We start from the raw sequence: 17,194 nt of genomic DNA, 5'->3' as shown, positions 1-17,194 counted from the left end.
GAGCGGGTTACTCCAGGTTACGCGCCGAATTGCTCAACGCCCTTGAGCACTGCAACAACGCCGGCGCCAACTGCTTCTCTGCATCCGCCCGGCTCCAGCGACTGGTCGGCGCCACCACATGCACCGCTGCCACCGGCCGACCGTTCGCCCCCAGCACCGGCGCGCCGATGGTCATGTCCCCCAGGAACAGTTCCTGGCCATTCACCGCATAGCCTTGCTCGCGCACCTGCTGCAACGACTCCATGATCCTGTCGACCTCAGTCAACGTCTGGCTGGTGTGCGCCACCCGCTGGCTGTGCTCGATCAACGCCAGCGCCTCATCCTGCGGCAACGCACTCAGATACGCGCGCCCCGACGCCGTGCAGTACATCGGCACCCGCGAGCCAATCGGCATGTGTACCGGCACGAAGCCCGAGCTGACAAACCGCGCGATATACGTCATGTCGTAACCCGCAGGCTCGGTCAGGCACGAGGTTTCTCCCGTCAGGCGGGTCAATTCCGAGAGGAACGGGTTGGCCACTTCAATCAGCGAATGCGCATCCAGATAACTGAAGCCCAACTCCAGCACCCGTGGTGTGAGTTGGTAATGACGGGTGCGCGAGTGTTTCCGAAGGTAACCCAGGCTCTCGAGGGTAAACACCATGCGCTGGGCCGAGCTTTTGGTCATGCCGGCGGCCTCGGCCACCTCTGCAAGGCTCATGCTGCGGCGCTGGGCGCTGAATGCCTTGAGCACCGACAGGCCTTTTTCCAGGGATTGGTTGTGCAAGCTGTTGCGTTCTTCGGACATGGCGAACTCGCGGTCAGGTCGATCAAGCGTGGCGATATTTCTACACGAAATCGCGAAATTCGACCACTAAAAATCGCATACCGATACAAATGGTTCATTTTATCTATTTTCTATAGCTTAAAACGATTTTATTTAATCGAAATGGCACAGAGCTTGCGGTTTGCTCGGTAACCGCTCGCGGTACTGACGATCCGTTTTCCTTCTGGAGTAACCCGATGAACAGTCTTTCGCCCTTGTTTCGCCGCCTCGCCTTCGGTCTTTGCGCCACCTTTTGCGTGGCCACCGTGCACGCCGCCGGTGCAGCCTCGTACAAAGTCGGTGCAACGGCCAGCGGTTCGCCGTTCACCTTCCTCGACATCAAGAGCAACAGCATCCAGGGCGTGATGGTCGACGTCGCCAACGCAGTGGGCAAGGCCGGTGGTTTCACCAGCGAAATCGAGCAGACCAACTTTGCCGCGCTGATCCCGTCCCTCACCTCGGGCAAGCTCGACTTCATCGCCGCCGGCATGCTCAAGACCCCGGAGCGTGCCCAGGTGGTGGACTTCAGCGCGCCGGTGTACGCCTACGGTGAAGGGCTGATCGTGAGTGCCGACGACAACGCGACCTATACCGACCTCAGCTCCTTGAAGGACCAGGTAGTGGGTGTACAAGCCGGCACGATCTTCTACGACATGCTCAACAAGCTGGGAATCTTCAAGGAAATCCGCACCTACGACTCCATCGGCGAAATGGTCCGCGACCTGAGCCTGGGCCGCATCAAGGCCGCCGTGGGTGACCAGCCGGTGGTGGCGTACCAGATCCGCCAGAAGCTGTTCAAGGGCGTGAAGCTCGCCGCCGACTACAAGCCGGTCAACGTCGGCGAGGTGTGCCTGGTGGTGCGCAAAGGCGACAGCGAAACCCTCGCACGCCTGAACCAGGCCATCGCCAGCATCAAGGCCGACGGCACCCTGGACGCGATCCTGAAGAAGTGGGGGCTTGATGCCCGGGTGCAGCCATGAACCCGGCTGAATTCCTGCAAAATGCCCGGGACTTCCTGCCGATCCTGCTGCAAGGCGCCTGGGTGACGATCCAGATCACCGTGCTGTCGTTCCTGCTCAGCAGCGCTATCGGCCTGGTGCTGGCGCTGCTCAAACTGTCGCCGATCAAGGCGCTGTCGTGGGCGGCGAGCACCGTGATCAATGTGATTCGCGGCCTGCCGATCATCGTGCAGCTGTTCTACATCTACTTCGTGTTGCCGGACATGGGCGTGCACCTCAGTGCATTCCAGGCGGGTGTGATCGGCATGGGCATCGCCTACTCGGCGTACCAGGCGGAGAACTTCCGTACCGGCATCATCGCCGTCGAACAGGGCCAGCGTGAAGCCGCCGAAGCCCTGGGCATGCGCTCGGTGCTGATGATGCGCCGGGTAATCCTGCCCCAGGCGTTTCGCATCGCCTTGCCGCCCTACGGCAACACCCTGGTGATGATGCTCAAGGACTCATCGCTGGTGTCGACCATCACCGTGGCCGAGATGACGCGCCAGGGCCAACTGATCGCCTCGTCCACCTTCCAGAACATGACCGTCTACACCCTGGTCGCCCTGCTCTACCTGCTGATGAGCCTGCCGCTGGTGTATGGCCTGCGCCGCATGGAACAGCACCTGGGCCGGAGGAAAAAAGCATGATCGAGATTCGCCAACTGCAAAAGCACTACGGCACCCATCGCGTGCTGCACGGCGTCGACCTGGACGTGGCCAAGGGCGAAGTGGTGTGCCTGATCGGCCCGTCCGGCTCGGGCAAATCCACCTTGCTGCGCTGCATCAACGCCCTGGAAGCCTACGACGGCGGCACCATCAACGTGTTCGGCGAAACCGTGCAACGTGGCAGCAAGACCGTACACGCCCTGCGCAGCCGCATGGGCATGGTGTTCCAGCGCTTCAACCTGTTCCCCCATCGCACCGTGCTGGAAAACGTGATGGAAGGCCCGGTGTACGTCAAGGGCGAACCGCTGCAACAGGCCCGGGAAGAAGCCTTGGCGCTGCTGGATAAAGTCGGCCTGTCGGCCAAGGCCGATGCCTACCCGGAACAACTCTCCGGCGGCCAGCAACAGCGGGTGGCCATCGCCCGCGCACTGGCGATGAAACCCGACGCCATGCTGTTCGACGAACCCACTTCGGCCCTCGACCCGGAACTGGTGGGCGATGTGCTGGAGGTGATGCGCACCCTCGCGGACGAAGGCATGACCATGATCGTGGTGACCCACGAAATGGGCTTTGCCCGGGAAGTGGCCGACCGCGTGTGCTTCCTGCACGGCGGCTACATCGTGGAGAGCGGGCCGGCCGAGCAGGTGCTGGGCAACCCGCAACAACCGCGCACCCAGGACTTCCTGCGCCGCGTGCTGCACCCGACGGCCAATACCCGGAGCCTGTCATGAAGTCACTCTGGGCCGCGACGGCGCCCGCTGCACCGCCGACACCCGCGCTGGCTGAGTCATTGAAGGTGGACGTGGCCATCGTCGGCGCCGGGTATACCGGTTTGTCCACGGCGCTGCACCTGGCGGAGCGCGGCGTCAGCGTGTGCGTGCTGGAGGCCAACGAGCCCGGCTGGGGCGCGTCGGGGCGCAATGGCGGGCAGGTCAACCCGACACTCAAATACGACCCGGATCAACTGGTGCAGATGTACGGTGCCGAGCGCGCCGAGCCACTGATCAACACCGTGTCCAACTCGGCAGACCTGGTGTTCAACCTGATCGAGCGCCATGGCATTGACTGTGCGCCCACACGCAAGGGCTGGATGCAGGTTTCCTATTCCGAAAAAGGCGTGGCGGGCCTGCACGCCCGGGCCGAACAGTGGGCGCGTCGCGGGGTGCCGGTGCAGCGCCTGGATGCCGGCGCGGTGTCCGCCCGCATGGGCAGCCAGGCGTTTGCCGGTGGCTGGCTGGACGGTCGCGCGGGCGCCATCCAACCCTTGGCCTATGCTCGGGGCCTGGTGCGTGCAGCCCAGGCGGCGGGCGTGCGCATTCATGGGCAGAGCGCAGTGACCGCGATGCAACAGGCGGGCGCGGGCTGGAAGTTGCAGACCGCGAGCGGCGCGCAGGTGTCGGCCGGCCAGGTGGTACTGGCCACCAACGGCTACAGCGGCGACTTGTGGCCCGGCATGGCCCAGAGTGTGCTGGCGGCCAACAGTTTTATCGTCGCCACCCGGCCCTTGAGCGGGCCTGCGGCCGAGAGCATTTTGCCGGGGCAGGAAACCGTCTCAACCGCACAGCGCCTGTTGCTTTACTTTCGCAAGGATGCCCATGGCCGCCTGCTGATGGGCGGGCGCGGGTTGTTCGAAGATCCCACCGGGCCCGCAGATTTTGCGCACCTGGAACGTTCGCTGGCACTGTTGTTTCCCCAGCTGGGCAAGCTGGACTTCGAGTACCGCTGGGCGGGCCGGATCGCGATCACCCGGGACTTTATGCCCCACGTCCACGAGCCCGCACCCGGCCTGACCCTGGCATTGGGCTGTAACGGACGCGGGATAGCCCTGTGCACCAGCCTCGGCCAGCAACTGGCCGGACGCCTGTGTGACAGCCGCTCCGACTTCGCTTACCCGGTAACGCCTTTGCAGCGGTTGCCACTGCATGGCTTGCAACGCTTCTACATCGGCGCGGGCGTGGCGTGGTACAGCCTGCTGGATCGCCTCTCCCTGTAGGAGCGAGCTTGCTCGCGAAAAAACCGAAGGCGCCGCGTGTCCTCAGGAGACCGGCGCCTTCGTCAAAGCTCGCAGACCTTTCCCTCATCACTGAAGAAATAGATATTTTCATGCTTGTAGCCCCAGCGACCGCCTCGCTCGCGAGCATGCGGCTCGAAGGTAAAGCACGTCACCTCCTCCAGGCGCCGATGATTGCCCGCCTCGATGTAGAGCCTTTGGTCACGCTGCTCGCAGATGCTGTGGCCGACGTTGCCGGCGAAATCGAGGTTCTCGAAACCCTCGGATGCGATCAGGTCATTGGCGAACGCGTGGAGATCGTTGAACGTGGTTTCAGGCCGGGCGAATGTGCGCATCATCGCGTGTAGCAGGTGCTCGACTTCATAACCCCTGCTGAACTCGGCCCCCACCGGCACCGCCCGGCACACGCCCTCCTCCACATAGAAAGAGCGGGCACAGTCGCCCCACACATTGCCTCCTCTCGGGCTCAAATCCACCGTGATCAGATTGTGTAAACCAACGGCTTCATCACTGGGCCGATAGTCGCGTCCCGACACCGAAAGCGCACTGCGCGAACCCAGCAATACAAAGGCCGGGCAGTCGTAATACCAGGTCTGCGGATAGCCGCAATCCGCGAGCATCTGCGTCGCCATTTCGGCGATGGAGGCTTCGGTGGACTGTGGCGTGATCCGCGTAACGAGCTGCTGCAGCACCGACTTGGCGGCGGCCTGGACCACGCGATTAGGCAACATGGATTGTCTCTGACTGATGAGGGATTGCGTCGATGGTAGCAGCACTCTCCTCGACAGCGAGACGTGCTCGGATTTTAAGCTCGTTCCCACGCTCCGCGTGGGAATGCCTACGGTGACGCTCCGCGTCACAAAGGCAGACGCAGAGCGTCCAGGGCTGCGCTCCCACGCAGAGCGTGGGAGCGATCAATAGCCGGAGCACCGACTTGGCGGGGCCTGGACGACACGATTGGGCAACATGGACCGTCTCTGACTGAGGGAGACATGCTCGGATTTTTCCGACAACTGTTTCAGGTTGTCGGTCGGACCCGGGCTGACTAACCTCCCGCAGTCGCTGCCAATTCAGCGACCGGATTTGACCGTCCGCAACCATAGAACAACTGCGCCAAAACCGATCTTGGGCGTTTTTTTTACGCCTGATGTATTGTGTCGCGGCAGCTGTACGCGGGATACCTTCGGGTATGCCGGTTTTGTTCTTTGGGCCGGTCGGTCAACCCGCGTATAGCTGCCACCCTAATCGTTTGACCGCGAATCGTGGCAGCTCCATTCACAAAGGAGCTTCACCATGATTAAAGACAGCCCAAATCCCCCACCGCATACCGACCGGCTTCAAGAAGCCGCTTACCGCGCCATTCACCACTATCTGAAACCTGACGCCCAACCCCAACCGCCTGAACCCACCGAGCTACCGTTCGATGGATTGTTTACCGTGCGTAAGGACCTGGACACAGAAACCTTGCTGGCCAATGCATCGCAAGACCTGGCGTCGATCAATGTCATCGCAGCTCACCTGGCATTCGAAGTAGACGGTACCCAACGTAACGTGGCGCTGGGCATTTGCCGGATGCTGGAAGGGGTACAAATGCTAGTGGATAAAGTGTTGGACGGGCACGCGGAAACTGCACCAACATAAAACTCACGGCGCTAACCGTTCCCATGCGAGCATGGGCACGGTTAGCAGTAACTCTTTGCCTTAAGGCAAGCATTCCCATGGATTAAGGTTGAGAGTTTCAGGGCCCGGTTTTGCAACACATAAAACAAATTCAGCGCCATAGGGAAGACTGAAATGATGGAAAGTGCCATAGACGATTTCCGCACGTTCTGAGAAAACCTTTCGGCCATTCAGTGTCGCGCCATCAAGAGTCCAAACTGCCTTATGACCACTTGTACCTTGAGGGTTAGCTGTACCGACTACTTGCTTATCACCAATATCGTAATCAAAACCAACATTTACGATAGCAGTTTTTTGTCCGAGACTAGTAACCGTGACATTACTGTCAAATTTCGCTTTTCCAATTTCACACTCTGTTCTTTCTTTATTACAAACGCGAACACTTGCAACAGAAGACTTGAAATTTTCCGGCTCAGCGCCTTTCACCGTCGCGATCCGTGACTCCCGAGTCACGTTAGCGGATGGAAAAATCCCGTTTGAATCTTTAAAGCTTGATACTGCGACGATAGGTACTGGCTGTGCGGCGCAACCGCCAAGAAAAATCAAACCAAAGACCGACGCACACTTTAAATAGTTTTTCAAAGCCAACTCTCCTTATGACTACAAAGTCCATTATCAAAGATAGGGAGGATGTGTATCTACCTCCCAACGCGGATTGTTATTTTGCGGTTTGCCCAAATAAAGGCAATAAGCCATCATACCCCGATTCAGTTAAAATCAACAATAAATGTCTATTACCATAACGTGAAAAAATCATGCGTTCGTTTTTGTTCATTTTCGCATTTAAAAAACCGACCACCCAATCCGCTCGCTCAACAACTCCAACGCCTTCATCCCCGCCAGGGAATTGCCCGCCGCATTCAACTCCGGCGACCACACGCACACCGTAAACTGCCCCGGCACCACCGCGAGAATCCCGCCGCCTACCCCGCTCTTGCCCGGCAAGCCAACGCGATACGCAAAATTCCCCGCCTCGTCATACAGCCCGCTGGTGGCCATGATCGAGTTCACTTGCTTGGTCTGGCGCGCCGTCAGAATCTGCTCGCCGCTGTGGGTGCACACCCCCTCATTCGCCAGGAAGCAAAATGCCTTGGCCAGGTCCAGGCAGCTCATCTGCAATGCGCAATAGTTGAAGTAGCTGTGCAGCACTGCATCCACGTCATTGTGGAAGTTGCCGAAGGACTTCATCAGGTACGCCATGGCCGCATTACGCGCACCGTGCTGGGCTTCGGATTCGGCCACCACGCTGTTGACCAGGATCTGCGGGTTGCCCGACAGCCGCCGCACAAAATCACGCATGGACAAAATCGGCACGGCAAAGCGCGATTGGTTGATGTCGCAGATCACCAGCGCACCGGCGTTGATAAACGGGTTGCGTGGCCGCCCGCGCTCGAACTCCAGCTGCACCATGGAGTTGAACGGCTGCCCCGAGGGTTCGTGGCCCAGGCGTTCCCAGATGCTCTCGCCGCCATGGTCGATGGCCTGCACCAGGCTGAATACCTTGGAGATGCTCTGTACGGAGAACAAGGTGTGAGCATCGCCCGCGCAGTAGGACGAGCCGTCATTGCCATACACGGCGATGCCCAGTTGCTGGGCCGGCACGTCGGCGAGCGCGGGGATGTAGTCGGCGACCTTGCCGAGGCCGATCAGTGGACGGACTTCGTCGAGGATCGACTCCAACAGGGCCTGCATGTTTTGTTCTGGCATGGTATGGGAATAGTTGTTGAGCGGGGCGCGGAGGATACCTGAAACGCCGGAGCCAGGCAGGCTGCCGGTGCAAAGATGGACGCTGTGCAGGCCGTGCTATATCTTCGGGGCGCCGCCGGCTCAGGCGAAAAACATGAAGGAGTGAAACGTTGAAGAAGCAGGACGCCTTGAGAGGAAGAAGCTTTGCGGTGCTGATGGGCATTGCGTTTATCGCCGTGGACCAGTTGATCAAACTGCTGGCGCTGTTTTCGCTTCAAGCCACAACGTTCCGGTTCGGTTCAAGCCCGGTCAACATGGCCTTGGAGCTGAGCTTGAACCCGGGTGCGTTCCTCAGCTTGGGCGCTAGCCTGCCAACCCAGGTCAAGCAACTGATCTTTATCGTCGGCGTGGCCGCGGTGGTGTGCTGGGCGGGTTATTGGGCCTGGACGAACTGGAACCACTCCCTGCGCAAGGCCGCAGCACTTTTCCTGATTGCCCTGGGCGGCGCCGGGAACCTGATTGACCGGGTCTTTCGCGACGGCCATGTCGTCGATTATCTGGTGGTGAATGTCGGCCCGCTGCATACGGGTGTGTTCAATCTCGCCGATATCGCGATCACTCTGGGTGCGTTGTTGCTGATGCTTGATCTGTTCAAGAGCCCCGGTAAAGCCTGAGTTCCACACCAGCCAACAACACGCTCAAACAGGCAAAGAGAATCAGTGTGGGAGCTGGCTTGCCTGCGATGCAGACACCTCGATGTATCAGTTGCACCGAGGCGATGCTATCGCAGGCAAGCCAGCTCCCACCTTTGATTTTGGCTGGCCTTGACATCGTACTCAGTCAGCCCGCCACCCGCTCCCGCCCCTTGAACGCCAGCGAAAAACAAAAAAAGATCACCAGCGCAAACCCCGCCGGAAACAACCAGATGCTGCGCCAGTCATGGCTGCCACCCGCCGCCACATAGTGGTCGGTCACCTGCCCCGCCACCCAGAACCCAATCAACATGCCCACACCGTACGTAGCCAGGGTAATCAGCCCCTGCGCCGAACTCCTGAAGCGCTCCGGCGCTTTCGCGTCGGTGTAGATCTGCCCCGAGACAAAGAAGAAGTCATAGCAGATGCCATGCAGCGCAATCCCGGTAAACAGCATGAAGGCCAGCTCGCCGTTATTCCCATAGGCGAACAGTGCATAGCGCAGCGCCCACGCCAGCATGCCCACCAACAGGGCGACCTTGATGCCAAAACGCTGGATGAACAGCGGCAATAGCAGCATGAACAGCACCTCGGACACTTGCCCAATGGCCATTTTTGCCGTGGGGTTGGTCACGCCGATTTCCGCGAGAAACGGGTTGGCGTTCTGGTAGTAGAACGCCAGGGGAATGCAGATCAGGATCGAGGCGATGAAGAACACCAGGTAGCTGCGATCCTTGAGCAACCCCAGCGCATCCAGCCCGAGCAGTTGCTTGATATCACCCTTGCCCGCCTCGGCTTTCAAGGGCGCGGTACGCGGCAAGGTGAAGCTGTAGAAACCCAGCACCACTGACGCGATGGCAGACATCAGGAAGGTGTTGCGCAACGCGCCTGTGGTGATCGACTGCTGCGAATCCCAGGCGAACACAAAGCTGATCACCAGCCCCGCAACAATCCAGCCCAGGGTGCCCCACACACGGATGCGCGAAAACTCCTGGGCCGGGTCGCTCATTTGCCGGAAGGCCACCGAGTTCACCAGTGCCAGGGTCGGCATGTAGATGACCATGTATGCCAGCACGTAGGGATAAAAGCCGACGAAGTCCGGCGCGCGGTACAGCTGGTACAGCAGCACCGCGCCGATCAGGTGCAGCACCGCCAGGATGCGCTCGGCGTTGAAGTAGCGGTCGGCGATCAGGCCGATGATAAACGGGGCGATGATCGCCCCCCACGACTGGGTGGAAAACGCCATGCCGATCTGCCCGCCGCTGGCCCCCAGGTTGCTGGCGAGGAAGGTGCCGAGGGTGACGAACCAGCCGCCCCAGATGAAGAATTGCAGGAACATCATGACGCTCAGTCGCGCTTTCATTGTGGTCACCGTTTTATTGTTATTTTGAGTCAGAAGCGCTGTTCAGGCGTCGGGCAGGCCCAGCAGCCGTCGGTTGGATTGCTCGTCGGATGTCACGCCGGCGAAGTCATCGAATGCCTTGCTGGTCTTGCGGATCATGTGCTGGCGGATGAACTCCGCCCCTTCTGCCGCGCCTTGTTGCGCGTCCTTCAGGCAGCACTCCCACTCCAGCACGGCCCAGCCGTGGAAGTCGTATTGGGTGAGCTTGCTGAAGATCGATTTGAAGTCGATCTGGCCATCGCCCAATGAGCGAAAACGGCCAGGGCGGTCGACCCATCCTTGGTAGCCGCCATACACGCCGGAGCGCGCGTCGGGGCGAAACTCGGCGTCCTTGACGTGGAACATGCGGATGCGCGCGTGGTAGCGGTCGATGAAGCCCAGGTAATCCATTTGCTGCAGCAGCAGGTGGCTGGGGTCGTAGAGAATGTTGGCCCGGGGATGGTGGTCGACGGCTTCGAGGAAGCGCTCGAAAGAGGCGCCGTCGTGAAGGTCTTCGCCGGGGTGGATTTCGTAGCACAGGTCGACGCCGGCCGCCTCGAAGCAATCGAGAATCGGCAGCCAGCGCTTGGCCAACTCGGCAAAGCCTTGCTCCACCAGGCCGCTGGGGCGTTGTGGCCAGGGGTAGATGTACGGCCAGAGCAGCGCGCCGGAGAAGGTCGCGTGGGCCGTCAAGCCAAGGCGCTGGCTGGCGCGGGCGGCGAGTTTCAATTGGTCGATGGCCCACTCGGTCCGTGCCTGGGGCTGGCCGCGCAGATGGGCCGGGGCGAAGTCGTCGAACAGCGTGTCGAATGCCGGGTGCACGGCCACAAGTTGGCCCTGCAGGTGGGTCGATAGCTCGCTGATTTCGACGCCGGCATGGGCGCAGGTCGCCTTGAGTTCATCGCAGTAGGCCTGGCTTTCTGCAGCGCGGGCCAGATCAATGTAGTGGGTGCCGAGTGTGGGCAACTGGATCGCCTTGTAGCCCTGGGACGCCGCCCATTGGGCGATGTTGGCCAGGGTGTCGAAAGGCGCTTCGTCCGAGATGAACTGGGCGAGAAAAATGCCTGGGCCGCGCATGTCTGTAGTCTCCTTCATGGGTGGTTCGCCAGGGTGGTCCACTTCGCCTCGCCGCGATGGTTGGCGATCACCGCTTCGATAAAGGCCATGCCGCGCACGCCGACTTCGATGCCGGGTACACCTTCGGCCTCGGTGCCCTGGCGAATGGCCTTGGCGAAGTCGCGGTAGAGGTTGGCCATGGCTTCCAGGTAACCCTCGGGATGCCCGGCGGGCAGGCGCATGCGCTGCAATGCCGCGTCGCACAGCCAGGGCTGGCCGACGCCGGAACGCAGGATGCGCAGCGGTTGGTCGAGGGAACGATGGATCAGACTGGCGGGTTCTTCCTGGCGCCATTCCAGGCCGCCCTTGTCGCCATAGAGGCGGATCTTCAGCGGGTTCTCTTCACCGGCACACACTTGGCTGGCGATCAGCACGCCGCTCGCGCCGGAGGCCATCTTGAACAGCATGGCGGCATCGTCATCCAGTTGCCGGCCGGGTACATGGATGCCCAGGCTCGCGCAAAGCTGTTCGATCGGTTGGTCGGCGATGAACTCGGCCAGGGAAAAAGCGTGGGTGCCGATGTCGCCGATGCAGCCGCCCAGTCCCGACAGCTCGGGCCGGCTGCGCCAGTCCGCCTGTTTGTTGCCCTGCCCGGCCACGTCCTGGCTGAGCCAGCCTTGTGGGTACTCGACGATCACTTTGCGCAACGCGCCGATCACGCCATTGCGCACCATGTCGCGGGCCTGCCACACCATCGGGTAACCCAGGTAGGTGTGTGCCAGCCCATAAAGCCCGGAACTGTTTTTGACAACGTCTGCCAGCGCCTGCACTTCAGCAAGATTGAGCGCGGCCGGCTTCTCGCTGAACACGTGGAAGCCCGCCTGCAGCGCCTGGGTCGCAATCGGTGCATGCAGATGATTGGGGGTGACGATCACCAGCAGCTGCATGCGCTGCTCGGCCGGGAGCGCCTGTTCAGCGGCGAGCATCTGCTGCCATTCGCTGTAACAGCGGGACGCGGGCAGGCCCAGCGCATTGCCGGTGCTCCGGTTGTTCTCGGGCTCACGGCTGAAGGCACCGCACACCAGTTCATAACACCCATCCAGCCCCGCCGCCTGGCGGTGAGCCTGGCCGATGAAGGCGCCTTCGCTGCCGCCAACAAAGCCCATTCTTATTTTTTGCACAGCAACCGTCATCGCAAGTCTTCTCTTTATGGGCAATTACCGATCATGATGTAACCGGTTACATCGTGCCGGAAATTTAGGCCTGGTTGCTCGCGGTGTCAAACCCCGACTGCGGTAAACTTGCAGGCTGCTGTTCTGAAAACGAGGTGGTCTTGTCCAATATTCGTGAAGTCGCCCGCCTGGCCGGGGTCTCGGTGGCCACCGTGTCCAGAACCCTGGCCAGCCCTGAACGCGTGTTGCCCGAGACCCGCGACAAGGTCAACGCCGCCGTGGAACAGACCGGCTACCGGCCGAACCGCATGGCGGTGCAATTCCGTTCGCGGCGCACCGGTAACCTGGTGATCCTGGTGCCGGCGATTGCCAACACGTTTTTCGCCCGGGTCATCAGCGGTGCACAGCAAGCGGCGCAGGCATCGGGTTATCGGTTGCTGTTATGCGACACTCGGGGCCAGGCAGAAATCGAAAAACAGTTCGCCGAACTGGTCCACGCCCATCAGGCCGACGGTGTGATTCAGTTGCGGGCCTCAGACCCATTCAGCGACTGCAGCGACTCACCGCCACTGGTGAACGCCTGCGAGGTGATCCAGGACGGTCGCCACCCCACCATCAGCCTCGACAACCGTGGCGCCGCCCGGGCCATGACCCAGCACTTGATCGACCTCGGCCACCGCCGCATCGGCTTGATCAAAGGCCCGAAAAGCAGCCCACTGACCCGTGACCGCGTGGCCGGTTATGAAGATGCCTTGCTCGCGGCGGGCATCCCCCGCGACCCGGCGCTTATCTGCCACGGCGACTTCACCCTGCACGCCGGTTTCGAGGGCGCAGGCAACATGCTCGCCCTGCCCGAGCGGCCCACTGCGCTGTTCTGCGAGAACGACGAAATGGCCATCGGCGCCTTGAAGCGCATCAAGCAACAGGGCCTGCGCGTGCCCCAGGATATTTCCCTGGTGGGCTTTGATGACATCCCCTTCGCCGCCTACTGCGACCCGCCGCTGACCACCATTGCCCAGCCTGCCGAAATCTTCGGACGCAAGGCCGTGGAGATGCTCATCGCACTGATCGAGAAAACGCCGCTGCCGGAGCGTCAGGTAGTGGTGCCATTCGAACTCACAGTACGCGGCAGCACGGCAGCGCCCCACACTCAGTAGTGCGCCACATCCGACACCTGGGTATCCAGCACGTCCCGCGCCAATGCCCAGGCCTGATCCGTGGATTCCACCACCAGCAACGGGTAGCCCCACGCCTTGCCGAACATCACGGCAAACGGCTTGAGCGCCAGGCGCTTGGCTGCGCTGGGCTCCACCTGAATCATGCCTTTGACGAAAGTACGCAGGGCCACCTTGTGCTTCTTCATCCAGATCGAGGCCTGTTTGCGCTCTTCGTGGGAGTGCTCGTGAGTGCTTTCATCCACGGCTTTCTCGTGCAGCAGGACGAAGGGTTCCTCGCGCTGCAACAAGGCCTCGAATGCGCCAAAGGTATCTTGCGGGGGGGTGTCGCTGGGGGCGTCAAACACGATTTTCACCACGGGGAATGTTGAACTGTCGAGTTGCATGGGAAGCTCCTTTAACGAGAATGTTTCTCATGATAGCCATGCCATCACTGGACGCCATTGCACAGAATGGCCAGAATGTTTCGCATTCCAGCCAAGACGCCGCGCCGCCATGTACAACCACCGCCTCGAAACCCGTGACCCCTTGCGCCCGGCCCTCGCCGATGCAATTCCCCGTGCGGTGGTTGCAGTGAGCGCCTCAAGCACTTCTGCGAGTTGGGAGCACGCACCGCACCAGCACCGCAAAGGCCAGTTGATGTACACGTTGCGCGGGGTGATTCATTGCGTCATCGAAGAAGGTATCTGGATCGTGCCCCCCCAGTGCGCGTTGTGGATTCCGGGCGGCCTTTCCCATGCCGCGCGCGGGTCGGGGGCAGCGGATATCTACTGTCTGTTGGTCGACCCCGACGCCGCCGGCGCCCTGCCCCGGCAATGCTGCACCCTGGCGGTATCGCCGTTGTTACACGAATTGATCAGCAAGGCCGTCAGCTTCCCGCCGCTGTACGACACCGAGGGCGCCCAGGGCCGGTTGGTGGCCACGCTGCTGGACGAACTGGCACTGGCACCGGTGGAGGCCCTGCACCTGCCCATGCCCCGGGACACTCGGCTGCGGCGCCTGGCCGACAGTTTGCTGGCCAACCCCAGCGACAAGGCCACCCTGGGCGAATGGGCCGTACGCATCGGCATGAGCGAACGCAGCATGACGCGCTTGTTGCTGGAGGAGATCGGCCTGAGTTTCGGCCGCTGGCGCAGGCAACTGCATGTGATCCTGTCACTGCAGCGCCTGGCGAAAGGCGAAAGTGTGCAGACGGTGGCACTGGACCTCGGCTATGAAAACGCCAGCGGCTTTATCACCATGTTCCGCAAGGCCATCGGCCAACCGCCGGCGCGCTACCTGGCCGACCGCGCGAGCATCCCCCAGCACACGACGCCCGCTATCGCCTTGCTGGATTATTATAAATAGTCACGTATAAGCATTTTTAGAGCTAAGGGACTAGAAGGCTTAAATCATTCCAGCCAAAAAAAATCAACCCGCCTAAAATACTTATCGCACACTAAAAAATTTGCACTAGCATATGAGTACTCCGGTCCACAAACCCGCTCTCAACACCCGCCTGAAATCCGCCTTACCCCCCGCAAATAAAGTGCCGAATGTTAAAATTTGTCACGTTTTGGCGTATTCAATTCGATTAACATCTAAACGCCTGCAGCGATTGAATTGACGGCCTCGCATGCCGGAAAAGGGAGCAACGTGATGCATTTTTCCAACGTCCTCGCTATTGCACGGACCCCATCGAAATCCGAGGACTTCAGCGAGCTTATAGTTCGTACTGTACCGAAAAATCTAAAAGTCGATACACGCTCCTACGGCCAACTAATCGGTCCCTATGCAAGCCATGGACATTACCGTGCCATCATCATAGAGATCGACACCCCCTCTGCCAGCACCCAAACGCTGGACATCATTAAAAAAACCAGATCGGAAAATCCTGGCAGCACCATTTTCCTGGTTGTCACCTTCGCCACTACACTAAGCAAAACCAAATATTATCTCGCAGGCGCCGATTACTGCATAAAGGTCGTCGAGAGCTCGCCCGAGAAAAAACTTGCCCTGTTTGCCGCGTTCCTCAGCGAGACATACTGGCTAAGTAATACTGATTTGCTACTCGATCAGGATCGCATGTGCATCTACGGGGGTGGCAAAAAGCTCGAAGTGTCCTTTGTCGAAATGAAAGTACTGGAAGCGCTCATTCATAATCGATTGCTCAGCCATGATGAAATCGCCGTTGTAATGGGGCTGAATCCCCGATTTTATGATTCAAGGGCCCTCGAAAAATCGATTAGCCGGTTACGTGGCAAAATAAAATCACATTACGGAAGCAATATAATTCAGAGCATTCGCGGTTACGGCTACAAACTAAGCAGAGGGCTGGCTTCGGTTAATCATATCCACCCCGTCAGGGAGCGGTCGAACCGTGAATAGCGGAACCTTATTACGTGAGGCGTCAGCCTGCTTCACCTTTTCGCGGCAAGCGATACTTGAACGAAGTTGCACGCTGTGGGGCAGTGAGATCCGCGTCCACGCCGAGCCTGCGCTCGACAGCCCGCGTGATGACGCCTGTCCGTTTTATTCCGAACAACTTAAAGACGCCTACAGCGAAGCCCTGCAACATGCCAGGCCGAGTTCATTTGCCCGCACAAGTAAACGTTTGCGCGCGGACAAAAGCCCGGGCCTCCACAAGTTTTTCCGAGTTGAGCAATCGCTGTTGATGAATGAGGACCTGCTCAAGGAAATTATCGATACTTCACACACGCTGGAAAAAAACAGACAACAACTCATTGTCAGCGTTGAAAACACGCTGGACACCCTTCCGGGCCCGCTGGAACGCCGGAGCATGATCCGTCAACTGTATAGCCTGAAAGACCAGAGCAACCTGAAGCTTGCCTATAACAATTACACATTAAATACAAAAAACACCGACCTGCTGATCGACTTGAGTCTTTATGACTATATAAAAATGCCTTTTCCAGACTCGGCCCTCAGGCTCAGTCTGAACACCCGCTCGGGCCTGTTCGACCGGCTTTACGACCAGATGCTGGGGCTGATGAGCACCACCCGGGTCTCCTTCATCGCCGACAACGTCGAGCACGCCGACAGCGCACTTCTCGCCAGACGCTTGCCTTTTGACTATTTTCAGGGCCCCTACTTCTCCCCTGCTGATAGTTTATGAACCCCCGTACTTTCCTGGAATCGGTGAATGCCATGAGTTCTCTCAAGAAACACACATTTACATCGACGTACCCGTCAATCGCACTGCACGATTTCACGCCAAATGTGGCATTTTTACATTACGACGTCGACAGCGGGCCGCTGATCGAAACCGTGGAAAAAACATCGGACGCTTCGACCAGTTCCTACGCCGTTACCAAAGAGCAGAATTTCAATCTGTGGCTCAGTAACTATGTCGCCGCCAAAAGACTTTACGAAGCCAGTAATCGGCTGACCCGACAACTTTACGACGCATCAAAAAAACCTAACATCACGGCTCTAAAATCAGACGTCACACACACGGACCTGAATAACACCACCGCGGAAACAGTTAACTCATCCTCTGCATTACGCGGCCCCGATGTCTGGCTACTTACCCAGCAAGATCGTGCGCTGGTGAAAGGTGGGCTACGCATTTCCTTGACCACTATTGAGTCGGCATTGATCAAGAAAATGTTGAACCATGAAGAACGTGTGGTCAGCAAGGAAGAACTTATCCGCAACATCGGACGTGAGCCCGACCTCTATCGCGGGCTTGAAATGTGCCTTAGCCGATTGCAGGACAAGTTCAAGCGCGTGAATGATGGCGAACGCCTGTTCCGCGCGGTGCGTAACCGTGGCTACTGCCTGACACAAAAAATAAAAAGCCCGCTGAGCAGTCGCGCAAACGTCACAGAACAATAATTATTTCATAAAAATTACAATTCACCCTGCCTATTA

The 17,194-nt window shown here is 59.5% G+C and carries 19 protein-coding genes; 11 read left to right on the top strand and 8 right to left on the bottom strand.

All coding sequences use genetic code 11. The annotated features are described in order from the left end of the window. Positions 1-7: 7 nt before the first annotated feature. Entirely contained in the window at positions 8-787 is a 780-nt protein-coding gene (locus HX821_RS06255; RefSeq protein WP_008435411.1) for an IclR family transcriptional regulator, read from the bottom strand. A gap of 215 nt (positions 788-1,002) precedes the next feature. Here HX821_RS06255 and HX821_RS06250 point away from each other — a divergent pair, with 215 nt between their 5' ends. The 4 genes from HX821_RS06250 to HX821_RS06235 are packed head-to-tail and all read left to right on the top strand — an operon-like array spanning position 1,003 to position 4,461. Next, positions 1,003-1,785: an ABC transporter substrate-binding protein gene (locus HX821_RS06250; protein ID WP_177035429.1), complete on the top strand. Its 783-nt coding sequence runs from the start codon at positions 1,003-1,005 to the stop codon at positions 1,783-1,785. Next, a complete protein-coding gene (gene ehuD / locus HX821_RS06245) occupies positions 1,782-2,450 on the top strand; it encodes an ectoine/hydroxyectoine ABC transporter permease subunit EhuD (protein WP_003211406.1) in 669 nt (222 codons plus the stop codon). Before HX821_RS06250 ends, ehuD begins: the two co-directional genes overlap by 4 nt. Next, positions 2,447-3,199, top strand: coding sequence for an amino acid ABC transporter ATP-binding protein (locus HX821_RS06240; protein WP_008435413.1), 753 nt, complete (start codon positions 2,447-2,449; stop codon positions 3,197-3,199). The genes ehuD and HX821_RS06240 overlap by 4 nt, the downstream gene beginning before the upstream one ends. Further along, positions 3,196-4,461, top strand: coding sequence for an FAD-binding oxidoreductase (locus HX821_RS06235; protein WP_177035428.1), 1,266 nt, complete (start codon positions 3,196-3,198; stop codon positions 4,459-4,461). Before HX821_RS06240 ends, HX821_RS06235 begins: the two co-directional genes overlap by 4 nt. A 62-nt stretch (positions 4,462-4,523) precedes the next feature. Here HX821_RS06235 and HX821_RS06230 read toward each other — a convergent pair whose 3' ends face one another. Beyond that, positions 4,524-5,210: a M24 family metallopeptidase gene (locus tag HX821_RS06230; protein WP_177035427.1), complete on the bottom strand. Its 687-nt coding sequence runs from the start codon at positions 5,208-5,210 to the stop codon at positions 4,524-4,526. A gap of 562 nt (positions 5,211-5,772) precedes the next feature. Here HX821_RS06230 and HX821_RS06225 point away from each other — a divergent pair. Next, a complete protein-coding gene (locus HX821_RS06225; RefSeq protein WP_177035426.1) occupies positions 5,773-6,120 on the top strand; it encodes a DUF6124 family protein in 348 nt (115 codons plus the stop codon). A 60-nt stretch (positions 6,121-6,180) separates the two neighbouring features. Here HX821_RS06225 and HX821_RS06220 read toward each other — a convergent pair whose 3' ends face one another. Next, positions 6,181-6,741: a hypothetical protein gene (locus HX821_RS06220; RefSeq protein ID WP_177035425.1), complete on the bottom strand. Its 561-nt coding sequence runs from the start codon at positions 6,739-6,741 to the stop codon at positions 6,181-6,183. A gap of 201 nt (positions 6,742-6,942) precedes the next feature. After that, on the bottom strand, positions 6,943-7,851 hold the full coding sequence (gene glsB, locus HX821_RS06215) for a glutaminase B (RefSeq protein WP_003211397.1): 909 nt from the start codon (positions 7,849-7,851) through the stop codon (positions 6,943-6,945). Positions 7,852-8,015: 164 nt separating this feature from the next. On the opposite strand from glsB, the gene lspA reads away from it, so the two are divergent. Further along, complete coding sequence (gene lspA, locus HX821_RS06210; RefSeq protein ID WP_256344162.1) at positions 8,016-8,519, top strand: signal peptidase II; 504 nt, start codon at positions 8,016-8,018, stop codon at positions 8,517-8,519. Between the two features lie 166 nt (positions 8,520-8,685). Here lspA and HX821_RS06205 read toward each other — a convergent pair whose 3' ends face one another. Genes HX821_RS06205 through HX821_RS06195 form a run of 3 tightly spaced genes read right to left on the bottom strand, consistent with a single transcriptional unit; the run spans position 8,686 to position 12,140 of the window. Beyond that, the gene (locus tag HX821_RS06205; protein WP_177008620.1) at positions 8,686-9,900 is read right to left on the bottom strand and encodes a nucleoside permease; all 1,215 of its coding nucleotides are present in this window, start codon (positions 9,898-9,900) and stop codon (positions 8,686-8,688) included. 42 nt (positions 9,901-9,942) lie between these two features. Then, the gene (locus HX821_RS06200) at positions 9,943-10,995 is read right to left on the bottom strand and encodes a sugar phosphate isomerase/epimerase (protein ID WP_177035558.1); all 1,053 of its coding nucleotides are present in this window, start codon (positions 10,993-10,995) and stop codon (positions 9,943-9,945) included. Between the two features lie 14 nt (positions 10,996-11,009). Then, a complete protein-coding gene (locus HX821_RS06195) occupies positions 11,010-12,140 on the bottom strand; it encodes a Gfo/Idh/MocA family protein (RefSeq protein WP_177035557.1) in 1,131 nt (376 codons plus the stop codon). Between the two features lie 167 nt (positions 12,141-12,307). Between HX821_RS06195 and HX821_RS06190 the strand changes: the two genes are divergently transcribed. Continuing rightward, a complete protein-coding gene (locus HX821_RS06190) occupies positions 12,308-13,303 on the top strand; it encodes a LacI family DNA-binding transcriptional regulator (RefSeq protein ID WP_177035424.1) in 996 nt (331 codons plus the stop codon). Here the strand turns inward: HX821_RS06190 and HX821_RS06185 are convergent. Further along, a complete protein-coding gene (locus HX821_RS06185) occupies positions 13,297-13,707 on the bottom strand; it encodes a hypothetical protein (RefSeq protein WP_003211385.1) in 411 nt (136 codons plus the stop codon). The genes HX821_RS06190 and HX821_RS06185 overlap by 7 nt on opposite strands. 109 nt (positions 13,708-13,816) lie before the next feature. Between HX821_RS06185 and HX821_RS06180 the strand changes: the two genes are divergently transcribed. The 4 genes from HX821_RS06180 to HX821_RS06165 all read left to right on the top strand — a co-directional run bounded on the left by HX821_RS06180 (position 13,817) and on the right by HX821_RS06165 (position 17,158). Beyond that, complete coding sequence (locus tag HX821_RS06180) at positions 13,817-14,668, top strand: helix-turn-helix domain-containing protein (protein WP_003211383.1); 852 nt, start codon at positions 13,817-13,819, stop codon at positions 14,666-14,668. Positions 14,669-14,959: 291 nt separating this feature from the next. Then, positions 14,960-15,688, top strand: a complete 729-nt coding sequence (locus HX821_RS06175; RefSeq protein WP_003211381.1) for a winged helix-turn-helix domain-containing protein — start codon at positions 14,960-14,962, stop codon at positions 15,686-15,688. After that, positions 15,681-16,436 (top strand): EAL domain-containing protein, encoded by a 756-nt coding sequence (locus HX821_RS31640; RefSeq protein ID WP_008435428.1) that lies wholly within the window; start codon positions 15,681-15,683, stop codon positions 16,434-16,436. The genes HX821_RS06175 and HX821_RS31640 overlap by 8 nt, the downstream gene beginning before the upstream one ends. Positions 16,437-16,468: 32 nt before the next feature. Further along, on the top strand, positions 16,469-17,158 hold the full coding sequence (locus HX821_RS06165; RefSeq protein WP_003211376.1) for a winged helix-turn-helix domain-containing protein: 690 nt from the start codon (positions 16,469-16,471) through the stop codon (positions 17,156-17,158). The last annotated feature ends 36 nt before the right edge of the window (positions 17,159-17,194 follow it).

Origin of the sequence: Pseudomonas sp. B6001, assembly GCF_013386015.1 — a bacterium.
Classification (GTDB): domain Bacteria; phylum Pseudomonadota; class Gammaproteobacteria; order Pseudomonadales; family Pseudomonadaceae; genus Aquipseudomonas.
The sequence above is the reverse complement of the archived record's forward strand: the minus strand, read 5'-3'. Positions and strand labels throughout refer to the sequence as shown.

Excerpts from the sequence above, each read along its gene's own strand:
- HX821_RS06255 (WP_008435411.1), bottom strand. The coding sequence starts at position 787 with ATGTCCGAAGAACGCAACAGCTTGCACAACCAATCCCTGGAAAAAGGC.
- HX821_RS06250 (WP_177035429.1), top strand. The coding sequence starts at position 1,003 with ATGAACAGTCTTTCGCCCTTGTTTCGCCGCCTCGCCTTCGGTCTTTGC.
- ehuD (WP_003211406.1), top strand. The coding sequence starts at position 1,782 with ATGAACCCGGCTGAATTCCTGCAAAATGCCCGGGACTTCCTGCCGATC.
- HX821_RS06240 (WP_008435413.1), top strand. The coding sequence starts at position 2,447 with ATGATCGAGATTCGCCAACTGCAAAAGCACTACGGCACCCATCGCGTG.
- HX821_RS06235 (WP_177035428.1), top strand. The coding sequence starts at position 3,196 with ATGAAGTCACTCTGGGCCGCGACGGCGCCCGCTGCACCGCCGACACCC.
- HX821_RS06230 (WP_177035427.1), bottom strand. The coding sequence starts at position 5,210 with ATGTTGCCTAATCGCGTGGTCCAGGCCGCCGCCAAGTCGGTGCTGCAG.
- HX821_RS06225 (WP_177035426.1), top strand. The coding sequence starts at position 5,773 with ATGATTAAAGACAGCCCAAATCCCCCACCGCATACCGACCGGCTTCAA.
- glsB (WP_003211397.1), bottom strand. The coding sequence starts at position 7,851 with ATGCAGGCCCTGTTGGAGTCGATCCTCGACGAAGTCCGTCCACTGATC.
- HX821_RS06205 (WP_177008620.1), bottom strand. The coding sequence starts at position 9,900 with ATGAAAGCGCGACTGAGCGTCATGATGTTCCTGCAATTCTTCATCTGG.
- HX821_RS06200 (WP_177035558.1), bottom strand. The coding sequence starts at position 10,995 with ATGCGCGGCCCAGGCATTTTTCTCGCCCAGTTCATCTCGGACGAAGCG.
- HX821_RS06195 (WP_177035557.1), bottom strand. The coding sequence starts at position 12,140 with ATGGGCTTTGTTGGCGGCAGCGAAGGCGCCTTCATCGGCCAGGCTCAC.
- HX821_RS06185 (WP_003211385.1), bottom strand. The coding sequence starts at position 13,707 with ATGCAACTCGACAGTTCAACATTCCCCGTGGTGAAAATCGTGTTTGAC.
- HX821_RS06180 (WP_003211383.1), top strand. The coding sequence starts at position 13,817 with ATGTACAACCACCGCCTCGAAACCCGTGACCCCTTGCGCCCGGCCCTC.
- HX821_RS06175 (WP_003211381.1), top strand. The coding sequence starts at position 14,960 with ATGCATTTTTCCAACGTCCTCGCTATTGCACGGACCCCATCGAAATCC.
- HX821_RS06165 (WP_003211376.1), top strand. The coding sequence starts at position 16,469 with ATGAGTTCTCTCAAGAAACACACATTTACATCGACGTACCCGTCAATC.